The organism is Amycolatopsis lexingtonensis, assembly GCF_014873755.1.
GTDB classification, from domain to species: Bacteria; Actinomycetota; Actinomycetes; order Mycobacteriales; family Pseudonocardiaceae; genus Amycolatopsis; species Amycolatopsis lexingtonensis.
This window is the reverse complement of record NZ_JADBEG010000001.1, coordinates 4404709-4423003: the sequence shown is the minus strand read 5'-3', so window position 1 is coordinate 4423003 and position 18295 is coordinate 4404709. Positions and strand designations below refer to the sequence as shown.

Genomic DNA, 18295 nt, shown 5'->3' with positions numbered 1-18295 from the left:
AACCCGAAGATTCGACACAGGAGACTGCAAGCTCGTGGCCACGACCAACGACCTGAAGAACGGGCTCGTCCTCAACCTCGAGGGCCAGCTGTGGACCGTCACCGCGTTCCAGCACGTCAAGCCGGGCAAGGGCGGCGCCTTCGTGCGCACGACGCTCAAGCACGTGCTCACCGGCAAGGTGGTCGACAAGACGTTCAACGCGGGCACGAAGGTCGAGACGGCCACGGTGGACCGCCGGAACATGACGTACCTGTACAAGGACGGCGCCGACTTCGTGTTCATGGACGGCGACACCTACGACCAGATCACGGTCCCGGCCGAGGTCGTCGGCGACAACGCCAACTACATGCTCGAGAACACCGAGGTCCAGGTCGCGGTGCACGAGAACGAGCCGCTGTACGTGGAGCTCCCGACGTCGGTCGAGATCGTCATCCAGCACACCGACCCGGGCCTGCAGGGCGACCGCTCGACCGGCGGCACCAAGCCGGCGACGCTGGAGACCGGCGCGGAGATCCAGGTCCCGCTCTTCCTGTCCACCGGCGAGAAGATCAAGGTCGACACCCGCGACGGCCGTTACCTGGGCCGCGTCTCCAGCTGATGCCGACTTCGAAACCCCACCCGAACCGCGGCGGCGCGATCAGCCGCAGGCAGGCGCGCCGTCGCGCGGTGGAAATGCTCTACGAGGCCGCGCAGCGCGACACCGACGCGGTGACGCTGCTGGCCGACCGGGTCGGCGCGACCGAGGTCGACCCGATCGCGGACTACACGATCAGCCTGGTCGAGGGCGTCACGGGCCGGAAACCGCAGATCGACGAGCTGCTGGCCGAGCACGCACAGGGCTGGACCCTGGAGCGGATGCCGAAGGTCGACCTCGCGGTGCTGCGGGTCGGTGTCTACGAGCTGCTCTGGGCCGAGGACGTGCCGGACCCGGTCGCGATCGACGAGGCCGTCGGCCTGGCGAAGGAACTGTCCACGGACGATTCGCCGCGGTTCGTGAACGGCGTGCTGGGCCGGATCGGCACGATCGCCGACCGCCTCCGCGCGGTGCTCTGAGTCGCTGTTCTCCCGTACTGCAAGCCCCCCGACGGCTCAGTGAGCGTCTCCAAGTGCCCCGTTGGAAACGCTCACTGCGTCGGTGCAGTACATCGTGCGATCAGTCTTCCTTGGAGGGACGTGCCTCCGGCGGCAGGACACCCCAGTCGATGAGCTGCTCGGTCAGCTCGCCCGGCGTCATGTCGTAGATGATCGCCAGCGACCGCAGGTCCTCGGTGCGGATCGAGAGCACCTTGCCGTTGTAGTCGCCGCGCTGGCTCTGGATCGTCGCCGCGTAGCGGGCCAGCGGGCCCACCTTTTCGGCCGGCAGCTGCTGCAGGCGCTCGAGGTTGATCACGATCTTGGTGGCGGGCTCGGCACCGGAGGGGACCCGGCCCTCGGGCAGCAGCTCGACCACCGGTACACCGTAGAAGTCGGCCAGCTCGGCCAGCTTCTGCACGGTGACGGCACGGTCGCCACGCTCGTACGAGCCGACGACGACGGCCTTCCAGCGCCCACCGGACTTCTGCTCGACCCCGTGCAGGGACAGGCCCTGCTGCTGGCGGATCCCGCGGAGCTTGGCCCCGAGCGCCTTGGCGTAATCGCCCATCTGGTCGTTCTCCGTTCTTCACCCCCCGACCGGTCGGGGTGACCGGTCCAGGGGACTCGCTGAGTCGAATACTCAGAGTAATGGTTACGCATTGTTGTCACCAGGTCAAGCAGAAGCTTGCCGCGAATCACGCCACACCACCCGTAAGACTGAGCAAAGTGCCTGCTACTGTCGGTGCGAAAGCCCCGACCAGCAGGGGAACAGACGTCCTTTAAGGACCCGTCCGGTGAGGCGGGGAAGGAGTCCGAAGTGTCGTCACGTCCGCGTGGCGCGGCTGGTTCGGCCGGGGAGCGCGAGCTCCTGACGGCCGGCGATGTCGCGCGCACGATCGCCCGAATGGCCCATCAGGTCATCGAAAAGACCGCGAACGGTGCGGAGAGCACTACGCCGCCCGTGTTGCTCGGGATCCCGTCCCGCGGCACCCCGCTCGCCGTCCGGCTGGCCGACAAGATCGGCGAGTTCTCCGGGGTCCGCCCGCCGACCGGCGCCCTCGACGTCACCCTCTACCGGGACGACCTCCGCCGCCGCCCGCCGCGCGCGCTCGAACAGACGCAGCTGCCCGCCGACGGCATCGACGACCGGGTGGTGATCCTGGTCGACGACGTGCTCTTCTCCGGCCGCACGATCCGGGCCGCGCTCGATGCCCTCCGTGATCACGGCCGCCCCCGCGCGGTGCAGCTGGCCGTCCTGGTCGACCGCGGCCACCGCGAGCTGCCGATCCGCGCCGACTACGTGGGCAAGAACGTGCCGACCGCGCGCACCGAGGGCGTGTCCGTCCTGCTGGCCGAGATCGACGGCCGCGACGCGGTCCTGCTGCGCCCTTCCGAAGCTGCTGGAGAGGACTCGTGAAGCACCTGCTCGCCACCGACGGCCTGGACCCGGCGGTCGCCACGGCCGTGCTCGACACCGCCGACGAGCTCAAGCACACGCTGCTCGGCCGCGAGGTCAAGAAGCTGCCGACGCTGCGCGGCCGCACGGTGATCACCCTGTTCTACGAGAACTCGACGCGCACGCGGGTCTCGTTCGAGATCGCCGGGAAGTGGATGAGCGCCGACGTGATCAACGTCTCCGCGTCCAGCTCCTCGGTCAACAAGGGCGAATCGCTGCGCGACACGGCGTTGACGCTGGCCGCCGCGGGCGCCGACTGCGTGATCGTCCGGCACCCCGCCAGCGGCGCCGCCCAGCGGCTCTCGGAGTGGCTCGCCGAGCCGGGCACGTCGGTGGTCAACGCCGGCGACGGCACCCACGAGCACCCGACGCAGGCGCTGCTCGACGCGGCCACGCTGCGGGAGCGGCTGGGGTCCCTGAAGGACCGTCGCATCGCGATCGTCGGGGACGTCCTGCACAGCCGGGTCGCGCGCTCGAACATCCACCTGCTCTCGGCGCTCGGCGCGGAGGTGGTGCTCGTCGCGCCGCCGACGTTGCTGCCTTACGGTGTCGAAAGCCTTCCGGTGACCGTTTCGCACGACCTGGACGCCGAGCTGCCCGCGGTCGACGCGGTGATGATGCTGCGGGTCCAAGCCGAACGGATGCACGGCGGGTTCTTCCCGAGCGCGCGCGAGTACTCGATCGCTTACGGCCTCTCGGAAAAGCGGCAGAAGCTGCTGCCGGACCACGCGGTCGTGCTGCACCCCGGCCCGATGCTGCGCGGGATGGAGATCGCGAGCGCGGTCGCCGACTCCCCGGCTTCGGCCATCACCGAACAGGTCCGCAACGGCGTCCACGTGCGCATGGCGGTCCTCTACCACCTCTTGGCCAGTGAAGGAGCCGCCGCGTGACCACCGTGATCAAGGGCGCCCGCCCGTACGGCGAGGGTGACCCGGTCGACGTCCTGATCGAGGACGGCGTGATCACCGCGATCGGCGCCGTGGCCGTTCCCGAGGACGCCGAAATCATCGAAGCGGGCGGCCAAGTGCTGCTGCCCGGCTTCGTCGACCTGCACACGCACCTGCGCGAACCCGGCCGCGAAGACACCGAGACCATCGACACCGGCTCGGCCGCGGCGGCGCTCGGCGGCTACACCGCCGTGTTCGCCATGGCCAACACCGACCCGGTCGCCGACAACGCCGTGATCGTCGACCACGTGTGGCGGCGCGGTCAGGAGGTCGGCCTGGTCGACGTCCACCCGGTCGGCGCGGTCACCGTCGGGCTCAAGGGCGAGAAGCTCGCCGAGCTGGGCACCATGGCGAACTCGCAGGCGCGGGTCAAGGTGTTCTCCGACGACGGCCTCTGCGTCGCCGACCCGCTGCTGATGCGCCGCGCGCTGGAGTACTCGACCGCGCTGGACGTCGTCATCGCGCAGCACGCCGAGGAGCCGCGGCTGACCGTCGGCGCCCAGGCGCACGAGGGCGAGCGCGCGGCCCGGCTCGGCTACACCGGCTGGCCGGCCGCCGCGGAAGAGTCCATCGTGGCCCGCGACTGCCTCCTGGCACTGCACGCGAACGCGCGGCTGCACGTCTGCCACGTCTCGACGTCGGGCACGGCGGACGTGCTGCGCTGGGCCAAGGACCGCGGCACCAAGGTGTCGGCCGAGGTCACCCCGCACCACCTGCTGCTCACCGACGAACGCCTGGCCACCTACGACCCGGTCAACAAGGTGAACCCGCCGCTGCGCACGGAATCCGACGCCGAGAAGCTGCGCGCGGCGCTGGCCGAGGGCGTCATCGACTGCGTCGCCACGGATCACGCGCCGCACGCGGTGCAGGACAAGGACACCGAGTGGAGCGCGGCCCGGCCGGGCATGCTCGGCCTGCAGACGGCGCTGTCCATCGTGGCCGAGACCATGGTTCGCACCGGCCTGCTCGACTGGCGCGGCGTCGCCCGCGTCATGAGCGAGCGCCCCGCCGAGATCGGGAACCTGGCCGACCAGGGCCGGCCGATCGAGGCGGGCGAGCCGGCGAACCTGACCCTGGTCGACCCGGACGCCGAGTGGACGGTCCGGGGCGCGGAACTCGCCAGTATCGCCGCCAACACCCCGTACGAGGGAATGCGGCTCCCCGGTGTGGTGACCGCGACCCTGCTGCGCGGGCGGCTCACCGCGCGGGACGGGAAGGTCTGCTGATGGAGCGCTTCTGGCTGGTGCTGGCGATCGTCGCCTTCTTCCTGCTCTGCCTGTGGGGCATGTACGTCGGCTGGCGCCGCAAGTCCCGCTCGCAGAGCGCCCAGGTGCCGCCGTTCCCCGCCATCCCCTCGGAGCCGGGTGCCGTCCTGCTGGAGTCCACCGGCGTCTACGTCGCCACGACGTTCGCGGGGGAGTGGCAGAACCGGGTCGTCACCCGCGGCGCGGGGCTGCGGACTTCGGCTTCTTGGCGGCTCCACGACGGCGGCGTCGCCGTCGAGCGTGGCGGGGCGCCGGACTTCTGGATCCCGCGCGACGCGGTCGCCGGTGTCCGGCGCGACTCGAAGATCGCCGGGAAGGTGATGGGCACGGACGCGCTGCTGGTGCTCACCTGGCGGCTCGGCGACGCCGACCTCGACACCGGCTTCCGGGGCGACGACCTCGACGACTATCCACAGTGGATCGAACAGCTCAAGATCAAGGGAGGTGCCCAGTGAACGCGCGCGCTCAGGCCGCACTGGTACTCGAAGACGGCCGGGTGTTCCGCGGCGCTGCCTACGGCGCGCAGGGGCGAACCCTCGGCGAGGCGGTGTTCTGCACCGGCATGACCGGCTACCAGGAAACGCTGACCGACCCGTCCTACCACGGGCAGATCGTGGTGCAGACCGCGCCGCAGATCGGCAACACCGGCTGGAACGACGAGGACGACGAGTCCTCGAGGATCTGGGTCAACGGCTACGTGGTGCGCGACCCCGCGCGCACGCCGTCCAACTGGCGCTCCAAGCGCACGCTGGACGAGGAACTGGTGCGCCAGGGCATCGTCGGCATCGCCGAGGTCGACACCCGCTCGCTGACCCGCCACCTGCGCGAGCTCGGCGCGATGCGCGCCGGGGTCTTCTCCGGTGACGCACTGGGCACCGTCGACGACATGGTCGCCGAGGTGCTGGCCAGCCCGAAGATGGAGGGCGCCGACCTGGCCGGCCAGGTCACCACGCCCAAGCCGTACGTCGTCCCGGCCGAGGGCGAGACGCGCTTCCGGGTCGTCGCGCTGGACCTGGGCATCAAGTCCAACACCCCGCGCCAGATGGTCAAGCGCGGCATCGAGGTGCACGTCCTGCCCTCGACGTCGACGCTGGACGAGCTGCTGGCGGTCGAGCCGGACGGCGTGTTCCTCTCGAACGGCCCGGGCGACCCGGCCACGACGACGCACGCCACCGAGCTGACCAAGCAGGTCCTCGGCCGCGAGATCCCGCTGTTCGGCATCTGCTTCGGCAACCAGGTCCTGGGCCGCGCGCTCGGCCTGTCGACGTACAAGATGCGCTACGGCCACCGCGGCATCAACATCCCGGTGATCGACGTCGCGACCAAGCAGGTCGCGATCACCGCGCAGAACCACGGCTTCGCCCTCGAAGGCGAGCCCGGGCAGCGCTTCGAGTCGCCCTTCGGCGCGGCTCAGGTCAGCCACTACTGCGCGAACGACGGCGCGGTCGAGGGCCTGCGGGCGTTCGACGTCCCGGCGTTCTCGGTCCAGTACCACCCCGAAGCCGCGGCCGGCCCGCACGACGCGGCCCCCCTGTTCGACGATTTCGTTTCGCTCATGGAGAAGCGGTCGTGAGTCTGACGACCGGCATCGAGCGGCTCCGGATCCGGAACTTCCGGGTGCTCCGGGACGTCGAGCTGGACGGGCTGACGCCGGTGACGGCGCTGCTCGGGCCGAACGGGAGCGGGAAGTCCACGGTCTTCGACGCGCTGGACTTCCTCGCCGAGTCGTTCCGGGTCGGGCTGCGTTCGGCTTGGGACCGGCGCGGAGGTGCTGCCGACATCGTCACCCACGGCGCAGCCGGGCCGGTCGAGATCGAGGTGACCTGCCGTGTCGGAGGTGCGGTGGGCGAGTACCGGCTCGTCATCGAGCACGACAACGACGAGTTGGTCGTGGCCGAGGAGAAGCTGGTCTGGTGGCGGGAGGGTGCTGAGGCACCATCCGAGACCCTGGATCTTCGGCGTGGGGTCGGAGCGATCACCGGGATCGGTGCTATCGGGGCGCAGCTTTCGCTGGCTACCCCGGACCTGCTGGGCGTGAGTGTGGTCAGCCAGCTCGCCAACACGGCTGAAGTCGGTGAGTTCCACCGGTTCATCGCCGAGATCGGCTTGTCGGACCTGAATCTCGACGCGATGCGCAACGGCGCGAAGGACGACAGGACGTTCATGCTCAAGCCGGACGGCCGCAACGTGGGAGTTTTGGTCCAGCGCCTCCGCGACGGGTATCCCCGGGACTGGGAGAATATCCGGGCCTCGCTGCGGCGGTATGTCCCGGGCTTCGACGACATCGAACCGTTCCAGCAGGGTAACGGCGCCTGGATCGTTCGGCTGCGCGAGCACGGCAAGAAAGACCTCATCGCCCCGGAGAACATCTCCGACGGAACGCTGCAACTGCTCGGCTATTTGGTCTCGCTCCTGTCCGACACTTCGGTGCTGCTGGTCGAGGAGCCGGAGAAGCAGGTCCACCCGAAACTGCACTACCGGCTCGCCGAAGATGCGCGGCGCGCGGAGGCGACTGGTCAGGTCATGATCGCCACGCACGCCCCCGAGTTCGTCGACGCTCTGCACCCCGACGAGGTTTGGATGCTGTTCCGTGACGAGTTCGGCTTCGCCCGGGCCAGGCGAGCGGCGGACATCCCTCAGCTGATGGCCATGGTCGACAGCGGAGGCCTGTTGGGAAGTCTCTGGACCGAGGGGTTCTTCGGCCTCGGTGATCCTCTCGACGGGTCGGGGCGGCCCCGGTGATCCACGTCGAGATCCTGGTGGAAGAGCAATCGGCGGAAGCAGCGTTGAAGACGCTGGTTCCGAAGATCGTCGGTGAGGACGTGTCCTGCACCGTCCGGCGCTTTCAGGGCAAACAGGACCTGCTCAAGCGGTTGCCCGGAATTCTGCGGGGGTTCGCGGCCCGGATTTCCTGGGAAGCGCTTCGGGTCGTCGTGCTCGTCGACCGGGACGCCGAAGACTGCCGGGAGCTCAAGCGCCACCTGGTCGAGGTGGGCGAGGAGGCGGGACTTCCGTCTGAGTTCGTCCTGCACCGCGTGGTGATCGATGAGCTGGAGTCCTGGTTTCTCGGTGATGTCCCTGCCCTGTGCGCGGCATACGACAGAGTGCCGAAGGACCTGGGCAAACAGGCACGCTACCGCGATCCCGACGACACCGGTAAGGCGTCACGCGCTCTGGAGGATCTTCTGCGATCCAAGGGATACCTCCGGGATCGCCTGCCGAAGGTGGCAGCGGCCGAAGCGATCGCGCCCCACATGGACATCGAGAACAACCGATCCAAAAGCTTCCAGGTCTTCCGCGACGGTCTGCGGCGCCTGGTGAAAGAAGGAAACTGATGCCGAAGAGGACGGACATCCAGCACGTGCTGGTGATCGGCTCCGGGCCGATCGTGATCGGGCAGGCCGCGGAGTTCGACTACTCCGGTACCCAGGCCTGCCGGGTGCTGCGCAGCGAAGGCCTGCGCGTGTCACTCGTGAACTCGAACCCGGCCACCATCATGACCGACCCCGAGTTCGCCGACGCCACCTACATCGAGCCGGTCACGCCGGACTTCGTCGAGAAGGTCATCGCCGAGGAACGCCCCGACGCGATCCTCGCCACTCTCGGCGGGCAGACGGCGCTCAACTGCGCCGTCGCCCTGCACGAGCGCGGCGTGCTCGACAAGTACGGCGTCGAGCTGATCGGCGCCGACATCGACGCGATCCAGCGCGGTGAGGACCGGCAGAAGTTCAAGGACATCGTGCGCACCATCGGCGCCGAGGTCCCGCGCTCCCGCGTCTGCCACGACATGGACGAGGTCCGCGACACCGTCAAGGAACTCGGGCTCCCGGTCGTGATCCGGCCGAGCTTCACCATGGGCGGGCTCGGGTCCGGCATGGCGCACACGCCCGAGGACCTGGAGCGGCTCGCGTCGACCGGGCTCACCGAATCTCCGGTCACCGAGGTGCTCATCGAGGAGAGCGTGCTCGGCTGGAAGGAGTACGAGCTCGAGCTGATGCGCGACAAGAGCGACAACGTCGTGGTCGTCTGCTCGATCGAGAACGTCGACGCGATGGGCGTGCACACCGGCGACTCCGTCACCGTGGCGCCGACCATGACGCTCACCGACCGCGAGTACCAGGTGATGCGCGACGTCGGCATCGCCGTGCTGCGCGAGGTCGGCGTCGACACCGGCGGCTGCAACATCCAGTTCGCGATCAACCCGCGTGACGGCCGGATGGTCGTCATCGAGATGAACCCGCGGGTGTCGCGGTCTTCTGCGCTGGCGTCGAAGGCGACCGGCTTCCCGATCGCCAAGATCGCCGCGAAGCTCGCCATCGGCTACACCCTCGACGAGATCCAGAACGACATCACCGGCGAGACGCCGGCGTCGTTCGAGCCCGCGCTGGACTACGTCGTCGTGAAGATGCCGCGGTTCGCCTTCGAGAAGTTCCCGGGCGCGGACCCGACGCTGACCACGACGATGAAGAGCGTCGGCGAGGCGATGTCGTTCGGCCGCAGCTTCCCCGAGGCGCTCGGCAAGGTGATGCGGTCGATCGAGACCAAGGCGACCGGGTTCTGGACGCTGCCCGACCCCGAGGGCGCGACGCTGGAGTCCACTTTGGACGCGCTGCGCACGCCGCACGAAGGCCGGCTGTACGAAGTGGAACGCGCGCTGCGGCTCGGCGGCACCGTCGAGCAGGTGCACGAAGCCTCCGGCATCGACCCGTGGTTCATCGACCAGATCGCGCTCATCGGCGAAGTGGGCGCCGAAGTCCGCGACGCGCCGGTCCTGGACGGCGACCTGCTGCGCCGCGCCAAGCGCACGGGCCTTTCCGACCGCCAGATCGCCGCGCTGCGGCCGGAACTGGCGGGCGAGGACGGCGTCCGCGCGCTGCGCCACCGCCTCGGCGTGCGGCCGGTGTTCAAGACCGTCGACACCTGCGCGGCCGAGTTCGCGGCCAAGACGCCGTACCACTACTCGGCTTACGAGTCCGACCCCGACGCGCAGTCCGAAGTGGCCGTCCAGTCCGACAAGCCGAAGGTGCTCATCCTCGGCTCCGGCCCGAACCGCATCGGCCAGGGCATCGAGTTCGACTACTCCTGCGTGCACGCGGCGATCGCGTTGCGGGAGGCGGGTTTCGAGGCCGTCATGGTCAACTGCAACCCGGAAACCGTGTCCACCGACTACGACACCTCGGACCGGCTGTACTTCGAGCCGCTGTCCTTCGAGGACGTCCTCGAGGTCGTGCACGCCGAGCAGGCGTCCGGCACGGTCGCCGGCGTCATCGTCCAGCTCGGCGGGCAGACCCCGCTGGGGCTGGCGAAGAAGCTCGCCGACGCCGGTGTCCCGGTGGTCGGGACGCCGCCGGAGGCCATCCACCTGGCCGAGGACCGCGGCGCGTTCGGCGAGGTGCTCACCGACGCCGGCCTGCCCGCGCCGCGCTACGGCACGGCGACGTCCTTCGAGGGCGCCAAGCGGATCGCCGACGAGATCGGCTACCCGGTGCTCGTCCGCCCGTCGTACGTGCTCGGCGGGCGCGGCATGGAGATCGTCTACGACGAGGAAACCCTGGCCGGCTACATCCACCGCGCCACCGAGGTCACCCCCGAGCACCCGGTGCTCGTCGACCGCTTCCTCGACGACGCCATCGAAATCGACGTCGACGCGCTGTTCGACGGCGAGGAGCTCTACCTCGGCGGCGTCATGGAGCACATCGAGGAAGCCGGGATCCACTCCGGTGACTCCTCGTGCGCGCTGCCGCCGATCACGCTCGGGCACACCGACCTGCAGGCCGTCCGCCGCTCCACCGAGGCGATCGCGCGGGGCGTGGGCGTCCGGGGGCTCCTGAACGTCCAGTACGCGCTCAAGGACGACGTCCTGTACGTCCTGGAGGCCAACCCGCGCGCGTCGCGCACCGTGCCGTTCGTGTCCAAGGCGACGGCGGTGCCGCTCGCCAAGGCCGCCGCGCTGATCATGACCGGCTCGACGATCAAGGACCTGCGCGACAGCGGCGTCCTCCCGGCCGACGGCGACGGCGGGCAGATGCCGGCCGATTCGCCGGTCGCGGTCAAGGAAGCCGTGCTGCCCTTCCACCGGTTCCGCACCCCCGAGGGCCACGGCGTGGATTCCCTGCTGGGCCCGGAGATGAAGTCCACCGGCGAGGTGATGGGCGTCGACGTCTCCTTCGGCAAGGCGTTCGCCAAGTCGCAGAGCGGCGCGTACGGTTCGCTGCCGACGTCCGGGCGCGTGTTCGTCTCGGTCGCCAACCGCGACAAGCGCTCGCTGGTGTTCCCGGTGAAGCGGCTGGCGGACCTCGGGTTCGAGATCCTCGCCACGTCCGGCACCGCGGAAGTGCTGCGGCGCAACGGGGTCGCGTGCACCGTGGTGCGCAAGCACTACGAGGGCTCGACCGAAGCCGAGCCGAACATCGTGGACGTCATCCTCGCGGGCGAAGTCGACATGGTGATCAACACCCCGTACGGCAACAGCGGTCCGCGCGTCGACGGCTACGAAATCCGCACCGCCGCGGTGTCGCGCGACATCCCGTGCGTGACGACCGTGCAGGGCGCCGCGGCGGCCGTGCACGGCATCGAGGCGCTCATCCGGGGCGACATCGGGGTCAAGTCGCTGCAGGAGCTGCAGGCGGCGCTGAAGGCGAAGTCGTGACGGCGGGGGAGCGGTTCGGGGCGCGGCTGGCCAAGGCCGTCGCGGCCCGCGGCCCGCTGTGCGCCGGCATCGACCCCCACCCGGGCCTGCTCGAGGCCTGGGGGCTCCCGGTGGACGCTTCGGGCCTGGAACGGTTCGCGCTGTCCGCCACGGAGGTGCTGGCGGCCCGCACGGCGATCGTGAAGCCGCAGTCGGCGTTCTTCGAAAGTTTCGGCTCCGCCGGTGTCCGGGTGCTGGAACGGGTGGTGGAGACCGCCCGTGCGGCGGGCGCGCTGGTGCTGCTGGACGTCAAGCGCGGCGACATCGGCTCCACGATGGCGGCGTACACCGCGGCATACGTGGCCGACGGCGCCGCGATCGCGGCCGACGCCATCACCGTTTCGCCGTACCTCGGGTTCGGCTCGCTGGAGCAGTGCGCCGCCACGGCGGTCTCGGCGGGGCGCGGCATCTTCGTGCTTGCCCGGACTTCGAACCCCGAAGCGGCCGAAGTGCAGAACGCGAAGCTGCCCGACGGGCGCACGGTGGCGCAGGCGATCGTCGACTCGGCGGCGGCGCTCAACGACGGAGCGGAACCGCTCGGCGATGTGGGTGTCGTCGTCGGGGCCACCATTTCGCCGGGGGAACTCGATCTCTCGCGGCTGAACGGACCGGTGCTGGCGCCCGGTTTCGGGGCTCAGGGAGCCACTGCGGCCGATTTGAAGGCCCTTTTCGGCCCTTCGCTGCCCGGCGTGCTGCCCGCGTCGTCCCGCGACATCCTGAAGCACGGTCCGGAGCAACAGGCTTTGCGCCAAGCGGTCGAACGGGTCGCCGAAGTGCTGGCCGACCCGCAGGAAAACGGCCAATAGCAGGGCCCGGAACGGGCCCCCACCAGGCACCCCCGCATTGTGGCCGGTGCTCACGGGTGGGTACCGTCGCGTCACCCACCCAGATTTGAGAACTACCGGAGGAAAACGTGGCACTTCCCCAGCTGACAGAGGAACAGCGCGCTGCGGCGCTGGAGAAGGCCGCCGCCGCCCGCCGCATCCGTGCTGAGCTGAAGGAGCGGCTGAAGCGGGGCGGTACCACTCTGGTCGACGTGCTGAAGCAGGCCGAGGAGAACGAAGTCCTCGGCAAGATGAAGGTTTCGGCTCTGCTCGAGGCCCTTCCGGGCGTCGGCAAGGTCCGCGCGCAGCAGACCATGGAACGACTGGAGATCGCCCCCAGCCGTCGCCTCCGCGGCCTCGGCGACCGGCAGCGCAAGGCGCTGCTGGCCGAGTTCAGCGGCGAGTGAACGGCGCCGGTCGTGACTACCCGGTGAACCGGGGCGCCGACCGCGGCAGTGAGCCGGTGACGGGGGACCTCCCCCGGCACCGGCTCACCGTCGTATCGGGGCCTTCGGGGGTCGGGAAGTCGAGCGTGGTGGGCGAGCTGCGGAAGCTGGAGCCCGACGTCTGGTTCAGCGTCTCGGTGACCACGCGTGCGGCACGCCCCGGTGAGATCGACGGGGCGCACTACCACTTCGTCGACCGGGCGGAGTTCGACGCCATGGTCGCCGACGGCAGGCTCCTGGAGTGGGCCGAGTTCGCGGGCAACCGCTACGGCACCCCGCGCGAACCGGTCGAGAAGGCCCTCGCCGAGGGCCGCCCGGCCGTCCTGGAGATCGAGCTGCAGGGCGCCCGCCAGGTCCGTGCGGCGATGCCGGAGGCCCGGCTGGTGATGCTGATGCCGCCGTCCTGGGAGGAACTGGTCGGCCGGCTCACCGGGCGCGGCACCGAAAGCGAGGCCGCCGTGCAGGCCCGGCTGGCCGAAGCGGAGCGCGAGCTGGCGGCGGCGGGGGAGTTCGACCACCGCGTCGTCAACGCCGACGTGCGGGAGGCCGCCGAGCACTTGCTAAACTTGATTACTGATCAGTCTTCCGAAGATGCGGAGCACCACGAGTGACCAGCCAAGTGGCCTTGACCGAAGAGCTCGAGGGCATCACCAACCCCCCGATCGACGACCTGCTCGAGAAGGTCAGCTCGAAGTACGCGCTGGTGATCTACTCGGCCAAGCGCGCCCGCCAGATCAACGACTACTACGCCCAGCTGGGCGAGGGCCTGCTGGAGTACGTCGGCCCGCTCGTCGAGCCGGGCCCGCGCGAGAAGCCGCTCTCGATCGCGCTGCGCGAGATCCACGGCGGCCTGCTCGAGCACACCGAGGGTGAGTAAGCCCCGCGTCGTCCTGGGCGTGGGCGGCGGCATCGCCGCCTACAAGGCCTGTGAGGTGCTGCGCGGGCTGACCGAATCCGGTCACGACGTCCGCGTGGTCCCCACCGAAGCCGCGCTGAACTTCGTCGGCGCGGCGACCTTCGAGGCTCTCTCGGGGCACCCGGTGCACACCGGCGTGTTCACCGAGGTGCCCGAGGTGCAGCACGTCCGCGTCGGCAAGGAAGCCGACCTCGTCCTGGTCGTCCCGGCCACGGCGAACCTGCTCGCCAAGGCCGCCCACGGCCTCGCGGACGACCTGCTGACGAACACCCTGCTCACCGCCCGGTGCCCGGTCGCCTTCTTCCCGGCGATGCACACGGAGATGTGGGAGCACCCCGCGACCCGCGACAACGTCGCCCTGCTGCGCTCGCGCGGCGTGATCGTCACCGAGCCGGACTCCGGCCGGCTGACCGGCGTCGACACCGGCAAGGGCCGCCTGGCGAACCCCGCCGAGATCGTCGACCTCGCCAAGCTGCTGCTGGCCCGCCCGGACGCCCTCCCGCGCGACCTCGAAGGCGTCCGCGTCGTCGTGTCGGCCGGCGGGACCCGCGAGCCGCTCGACCCGGTCCGCTACCTGGGCAACCGCTCCTCCGGCAAGCAGGGCTACGCGCTGGCCCGCGTCGCCGCCCAGCGCGGCGCCGACGTCACCCTGGTCACCGCGCACACCGTCGCCCTGCCGGACCCGGCGGGCGCGACCGTGCAGCACGTGTCGACCGCCGAGGAGCTGCGGCAGGCCGTGCACGCCGCGTCCCAGTCCGCGGACGTCGTCGTGATGGCCGCCGCCGTCGCCGACTTCCGGCCGGCGAACCGGGCCGACCACAAGATCAAGAAGTCCGACGACCAGCCGGACCCGGTGATCACCCTCGACCGCAACGCGGACATCCTGGCCGAACTGGTGCGAAACCGGCGAGCCGGGCAGGTCGTCGTCGGCTTCGCCGCGGAAACCGGCGACGAGCACGGCAGCGTCCTCGACCACGCCCGCGCGAAGCTCAAGCGCAAAGGCGCGGACCTGCTGGTCGTCAACGCCGTCGGGGACGGCAAGGCGTTCGGCACCGAGGACAATTCGGGCTGGCTCCTAGGGGCCGATTCCACGGAAAAACCCCTACCTCTCGTGCAGAAAGCGGAACTGGCGTCCATGGTGTGGGACGCTGTTGTGAGCTTCATGAAGCGTTGACTGTCCCTGGAGCGATAGTCAGTACGCTTGCACTGGTAAGGGGTGCCTAACTTTCCGGGCATCCGACGTCTAGGTGAGGAAGTGACGGCCACCGTGACCGCGTCTAGCAGCAGATTGTTCACCTCGGAGTCGGTGACCGAAGGGCACCCCGACAAGATTTGCGACGCCATCAGCGACTCGATCCTCGACGGTCTCCTGTCGAAGGACCCGCGCAGCCGCGTCGCGGTCGAGACCCTGATCACCACCGGCCAGGTGCACGTGGCCGGCGAGGTGACGACCGAGGCCTACGCCGACATCCCCACGATCGTCCGCGACGTCATCCTGAAGATCGGCTACGACTCCTCCGCCAAGGGCTTCGACGGCAACTCCTGCGGCGTCAACGTCGCGATCGGCTCGCAGTCGCCCGATATCGCCCAGGGCGTGGACACCGCGTACGAGTCGCGGGTCGAGTCGGACGAGGACGAGATCAACCGCCAGGGCGCCGGCGACCAGGGCCTGATGTTCGGCTACGCCTGCTCGGACACCCCCGAGCTGATGCCGCTGCCGATCGCGCTGGCCCACCGGCTCTCCAAGCGCCTGACCGCGGTCCGCAAGGACGGCGTGCTGCCGTACCTGCGCCCGGACGGCAAGACCCAGGTGACCATCGAGTACGCCGGCGACCAGCCGGTCCGGCTCGACACGGTCGTCGTGTCGTCGCAGCACGCCGACGGCATCGACCTGGAGAAGATGCTCAGCGTCGACGTCAAGGAGCACGTCGTCGGCCCCGAGCTCGAGGGCCTGGGCATCGACACCTCCGGCGCGCGCCTGCTGGTCAACCCGACCGGCCGCTTCGTCATCGGCGGCCCGATGGGCGACGCCGGCCTGACCGGCCGCAAGATCATCGTCGACACCTACGGCGGCATGGCCCGCCACGGTGGCGGCGCGTTCTCCGGCAAGGACCCGTCCAAGGTCGACCGCTCCGCCGCGTACGCGATGCGCTGGGTGGCCAAGAACGTCGTCGCCGCGGGCCTGGCCCAGCGGACCGAGGTGCAGGTCGCGTACGCGATCGGCAAGGCGGCCCCGGTCGGCCTGTTCGTCGAGACGTTCGGCACCGAGACGGTCGACCCGTCGAAGATCCAGCAGGCCATCACCGAGGTCTTCGACCTCCGGCCGGCGGCGATCATCCGCGACCTCGACCTGCTGCGCCCGATCTACGCCCCGACCGCGGCGTACGGCCACTTCGGCCGTCCCGAGCTGGACCTCCCCTGGGAGAGCACGGCCCGCGCCGAGGCCCTCAAGGCCGCCGCGGGCGCCTGACCTGAAGTCCGTGAAGGCCTCCTTACCGGCTTTTATGCCCGGTAAGGAGGCCTTCACGGCGTTCGGCGTCGGGGTTGTCGGAGGGGTCTGGTAGAGATCAGTGGCGTGAGTAGTTCCGAGCCCGCCGCTCTCTGGGAGCTTCCCGAGAAGCCGCCTGCAAGCAAGGCGGCGCCTTCGCGTGCCCGGAAGAAGCCGAAGCCGGGGGAGAAGGCCAAGGGGGCGCAATCTCCGGCGCCCGAGCGGCCGGTCGCGCGGATCGTCGTCGACATCCCGCTGGCGCACCTGGACCGCACCTTCGACTACCTCGTGCCCGAGAAGCTGCACGAGACCGCGGTGCCCGGGTGCCGGGTGCGCGTCCGGTTCGCCGGGCAGCTCGTCGACGGCTACCTGATCGAGCGCGGCGAATCCAGCGAGTACGACCGGAAGCTGGCGTTCCTGGACCGCGTGACCTCGGCCGAGCCGGTGCTGCCGCCGTCGTTGCACGCGCTGTGCCGGGCGGTGGCCGACCGCTACGGCGGCACGCTGTCGGACGTCCTGCGGCTCGCCATCCCGCCCCGGCACGCGAAGGCCGAGGCGGAGCCGCCGGTGGCGCCCGCGGCTGTGCCGGACGCGCCGGACACCGAAGCCTGGACGCGGTACCAGCGTGGCCCGGCGTTCCTGGAGGCGCTCGCCGAGGGGAAGCCCGCGAACGCCGTCTGGCAGGCCCTGCCGGGCGAGGATTGGCCGCGCCGGCTGGCCGAGGCGGCCGGCACGGTGGCGGCGTCCGGCCGCGGCGCGGTGCTGGTCGTGCCGGACCACCGCGACCTGACCCGCGTGCACGACGCGTGCGCCGAGTTGCTGGGCGAAGAAGCCGTCGTGGCGCTGATCGCCGGGCTCGGGCCCGCCGAGCGGTACCGGCGGTGGCTGGCCGTGCTGCGCGGCGCGGTGCGGGTGGTGGTCGGCACGCGGGCGGCGATGTTCGCGCCGGTCCACGACCCCGGCCTGTTCGTCGTCTGGGACGACGGCGACGACCTGCACCTCGACCAGCACGCGCCGTACCCGCACGTCCGGGACGTGCTGATGGACCGCGCGCACACGACGAAGTCGTCCCTGCTGGTAGGCGGGTTCGCCCGCACGGCCGAGGCCCAGCTGCTCGTCGAGTCCGGCTGGGCGCAGCCGGTCCTGGCCGACCGCACGGTGCTGCGGGCGGCCGCCCCGCGCGTCACGCCGGTCGGCGAGGACTTCGACGTCGCCCGCGACGAAGCCGCGCGGGTGGCGCGCCTCCCGGCGGTGGCGTTCGAGGCCGCGCGCCAGGCGTTCGCGGCCGGGCACCCGGCGCTGGTCCAGGTCCCGCGCCGCGGCTACGTCCCGGGCCTGGCCTGCGGGAACTGCCGCACGCCCGCCCACTGCCGCCGCTGCGCGGGCCCGCTGTCCCTGCCGGGCGGCTCGATCGACGGGCAGCCGAAACCCCCGGCCTGCCGCTGGTGCGGCGTCCCGGAAACGGCGTTCCGCTGCACGGCGTGCGGTTCGGTGCGGCTGCGGGCGGTGATCGTCGGCGCCAAGCGCACGGCGGAGGAGCTCGGCCGCGCGTTCCCGGGCATTCCGGTCCGCACCTCGGGCGCGGCGGAGGTGCTGTCCTCGGTCCCGGGCAAACCGGCACTGGTGGTCTGCACCCCGGGAGCGGAACCGGTGGCCGAAGGCGGCTACGGCGCGGCGCTGCTCCTGGACGGCTGGGCCCTCCTCGGCCGCCAGGACCTGCGGGCGGCGGAGGAAACCCTGCGCCGCTGGATGGCCGCGGCGGCCCTGGTCCGGCCGTCGGCCGAGGGCGGCCGGGTGATCGTCGGCGCGGAGGCGGGCCTGCCGGTGGTCCAGGCCCTGGTCCGCTGGGACCCGGCGTGGCACGCGGGCCAGGAGCTGGGCGAGCGCCGCGAGCTGGGTTTCCCGCCGTCGATGCGGATGGCGAGCGTGGAGGGCACCCCGGACGCCGTCGCCGGCTTCCTGGCCGACCTCCCGCTGCCGGACACCGGCGAGGTGCTGGGCCCGGTCCCGCTGGGCGAGATCGACGACGAGGGCAACGCGGAACGGGAACGGGCACTGGTCCGGGTGTCCCGCGCCGACGGCAAGGCACTGGCGGCCTCGATCCACGCGGCGGCGGCCCGGCGGGACGCGAAGAAGGCGACGGAACCGATCCGCGTCCAGCTGGACCCGCTGGAGCTCATCTGAGGAAGGC

18 protein-coding genes are annotated in these 18295 nt (G+C 70.8%); 17 read left to right on the top strand and 1 reads right to left on the bottom strand.

What is annotated here, in order from left to right:
• Window positions 1-34 precede the first annotated feature (34 nt).
• Window positions 35-598, top strand: a complete 564-nt coding sequence (efp, locus tag H4696_RS19535) for an elongation factor P (RefSeq protein WP_086856368.1) — start codon at window positions 35-37, stop codon at window positions 596-598.
• Entirely contained in the window at window positions 598-1053 is a 456-nt protein-coding gene (nusB, locus tag H4696_RS19530; protein WP_086856367.1) for a transcription antitermination factor NusB, read from the top strand. Before efp ends, nusB begins: the two co-directional genes overlap by 1 nt.
• A gap of 100 nt (window positions 1054-1153) precedes the next feature.
• Here the strand turns inward: nusB and bldD are convergent, their stop codons facing one another.
• The gene (gene bldD, locus H4696_RS19525; protein WP_003096372.1) at window positions 1154-1642 is read right to left on the bottom strand and encodes a transcriptional regulator BldD; all 489 of its coding nucleotides are present in this window, start codon (window positions 1640-1642) and stop codon (window positions 1154-1156) included.
• A gap of 249 nt (window positions 1643-1891) precedes the next feature.
• On the opposite strand from bldD, the gene pyrR reads away from it, so the two are divergent.
• The 15 genes from pyrR (at window position 1892) to H4696_RS19450 (ending at window position 18288) form a co-directional block, all read left to right on the top strand.
• Complete coding sequence (gene pyrR, locus H4696_RS19520) at window positions 1892-2491, top strand: bifunctional pyr operon transcriptional regulator/uracil phosphoribosyltransferase PyrR (RefSeq protein ID WP_086856366.1); 600 nt, start codon at window positions 1892-1894, stop codon at window positions 2489-2491.
• Complete coding sequence (locus H4696_RS19515) at window positions 2488-3420, top strand: aspartate carbamoyltransferase catalytic subunit (RefSeq protein ID WP_086856365.1); 933 nt, start codon at window positions 2488-2490, stop codon at window positions 3418-3420. The genes pyrR and H4696_RS19515 overlap by 4 nt, the downstream gene beginning before the upstream one ends.
• Window positions 3417-4703 (top strand): dihydroorotase, encoded by a 1287-nt coding sequence (locus H4696_RS19510; RefSeq protein ID WP_086856364.1) that lies wholly within the window; start codon window positions 3417-3419, stop codon window positions 4701-4703. The genes H4696_RS19515 and H4696_RS19510 overlap by 4 nt, the downstream gene beginning before the upstream one ends.
• The gene (locus H4696_RS19505) at window positions 4703-5197 is read left to right on the top strand and encodes a PH-like domain-containing protein (protein ID WP_086856363.1); all 495 of its coding nucleotides are present in this window, start codon (window positions 4703-4705) and stop codon (window positions 5195-5197) included. The genes H4696_RS19510 and H4696_RS19505 overlap by 1 nt, the downstream gene beginning before the upstream one ends.
• Window positions 5194-6315 carry a glutamine-hydrolyzing carbamoyl-phosphate synthase small subunit gene (carA, locus tag H4696_RS19500; protein WP_086856362.1) on the top strand — a complete coding sequence of 374 codons (1122 nt, stop codon included), beginning with the start codon at window positions 5194-5196 and terminating at the stop codon, window positions 6313-6315. Before H4696_RS19505 ends, carA begins: the two co-directional genes overlap by 4 nt.
• Entirely contained in the window at window positions 6312-7484 is a 1173-nt protein-coding gene (locus tag H4696_RS19495) for an AAA family ATPase (protein WP_086856361.1), read from the top strand. Before carA ends, H4696_RS19495 begins: the two co-directional genes overlap by 4 nt.
• Window positions 7481-8077: a DUF4276 family protein gene (locus H4696_RS19490; RefSeq protein ID WP_086856360.1), complete on the top strand. Its 597-nt coding sequence runs from the start codon at window positions 7481-7483 to the stop codon at window positions 8075-8077. Before H4696_RS19495 ends, H4696_RS19490 begins: the two co-directional genes overlap by 4 nt.
• On the top strand, window positions 8077-11391 hold the full coding sequence (gene carB / locus H4696_RS19485; RefSeq protein WP_086856359.1) for a carbamoyl-phosphate synthase large subunit: 3315 nt from the start codon (window positions 8077-8079) through the stop codon (window positions 11389-11391). The genes H4696_RS19490 and carB overlap by 1 nt, the downstream gene beginning before the upstream one ends.
• Window positions 11388-12236, top strand: a complete 849-nt coding sequence (pyrF, locus tag H4696_RS19480; protein ID WP_086856358.1) for an orotidine-5'-phosphate decarboxylase — start codon at window positions 11388-11390, stop codon at window positions 12234-12236. Before carB ends, pyrF begins: the two co-directional genes overlap by 4 nt.
• Window positions 12237-12343: 107 nt before the next feature.
• The gene (gene mihF, locus H4696_RS19475; protein WP_003096398.1) at window positions 12344-12661 is read left to right on the top strand and encodes an integration host factor, actinobacterial type; all 318 of its coding nucleotides are present in this window, start codon (window positions 12344-12346) and stop codon (window positions 12659-12661) included.
• The gene (gene gmk, locus H4696_RS19470) at window positions 12658-13311 is read left to right on the top strand and encodes a guanylate kinase (protein WP_143264918.1); all 654 of its coding nucleotides are present in this window, start codon (window positions 12658-12660) and stop codon (window positions 13309-13311) included. Before mihF ends, gmk begins: the two co-directional genes overlap by 4 nt.
• Window positions 13308-13577, top strand: coding sequence for a DNA-directed RNA polymerase subunit omega (gene rpoZ, locus H4696_RS19465; protein ID WP_072480291.1), 270 nt, complete (start codon window positions 13308-13310; stop codon window positions 13575-13577). The genes gmk and rpoZ overlap by 4 nt, the downstream gene beginning before the upstream one ends.
• Window positions 13570-14790, top strand: a complete 1221-nt coding sequence (gene coaBC / locus H4696_RS19460; protein WP_169734808.1) for a bifunctional phosphopantothenoylcysteine decarboxylase/phosphopantothenate--cysteine ligase CoaBC — start codon at window positions 13570-13572, stop codon at window positions 14788-14790. Before rpoZ ends, coaBC begins: the two co-directional genes overlap by 8 nt.
• A gap of 93 nt (window positions 14791-14883) precedes the next feature.
• The gene (gene metK, locus H4696_RS19455; protein ID WP_169734812.1) at window positions 14884-16086 is read left to right on the top strand and encodes a methionine adenosyltransferase; all 1203 of its coding nucleotides are present in this window, start codon (window positions 14884-14886) and stop codon (window positions 16084-16086) included.
• 105 nt (window positions 16087-16191) lie between these two features.
• Window positions 16192-18288: a primosomal protein N' gene (locus H4696_RS19450; RefSeq protein WP_086856356.1), complete on the top strand. Its 2097-nt coding sequence runs from the start codon at window positions 16192-16194 to the stop codon at window positions 18286-18288.
• Window positions 18289-18295 lie beyond the last annotated feature (7 nt).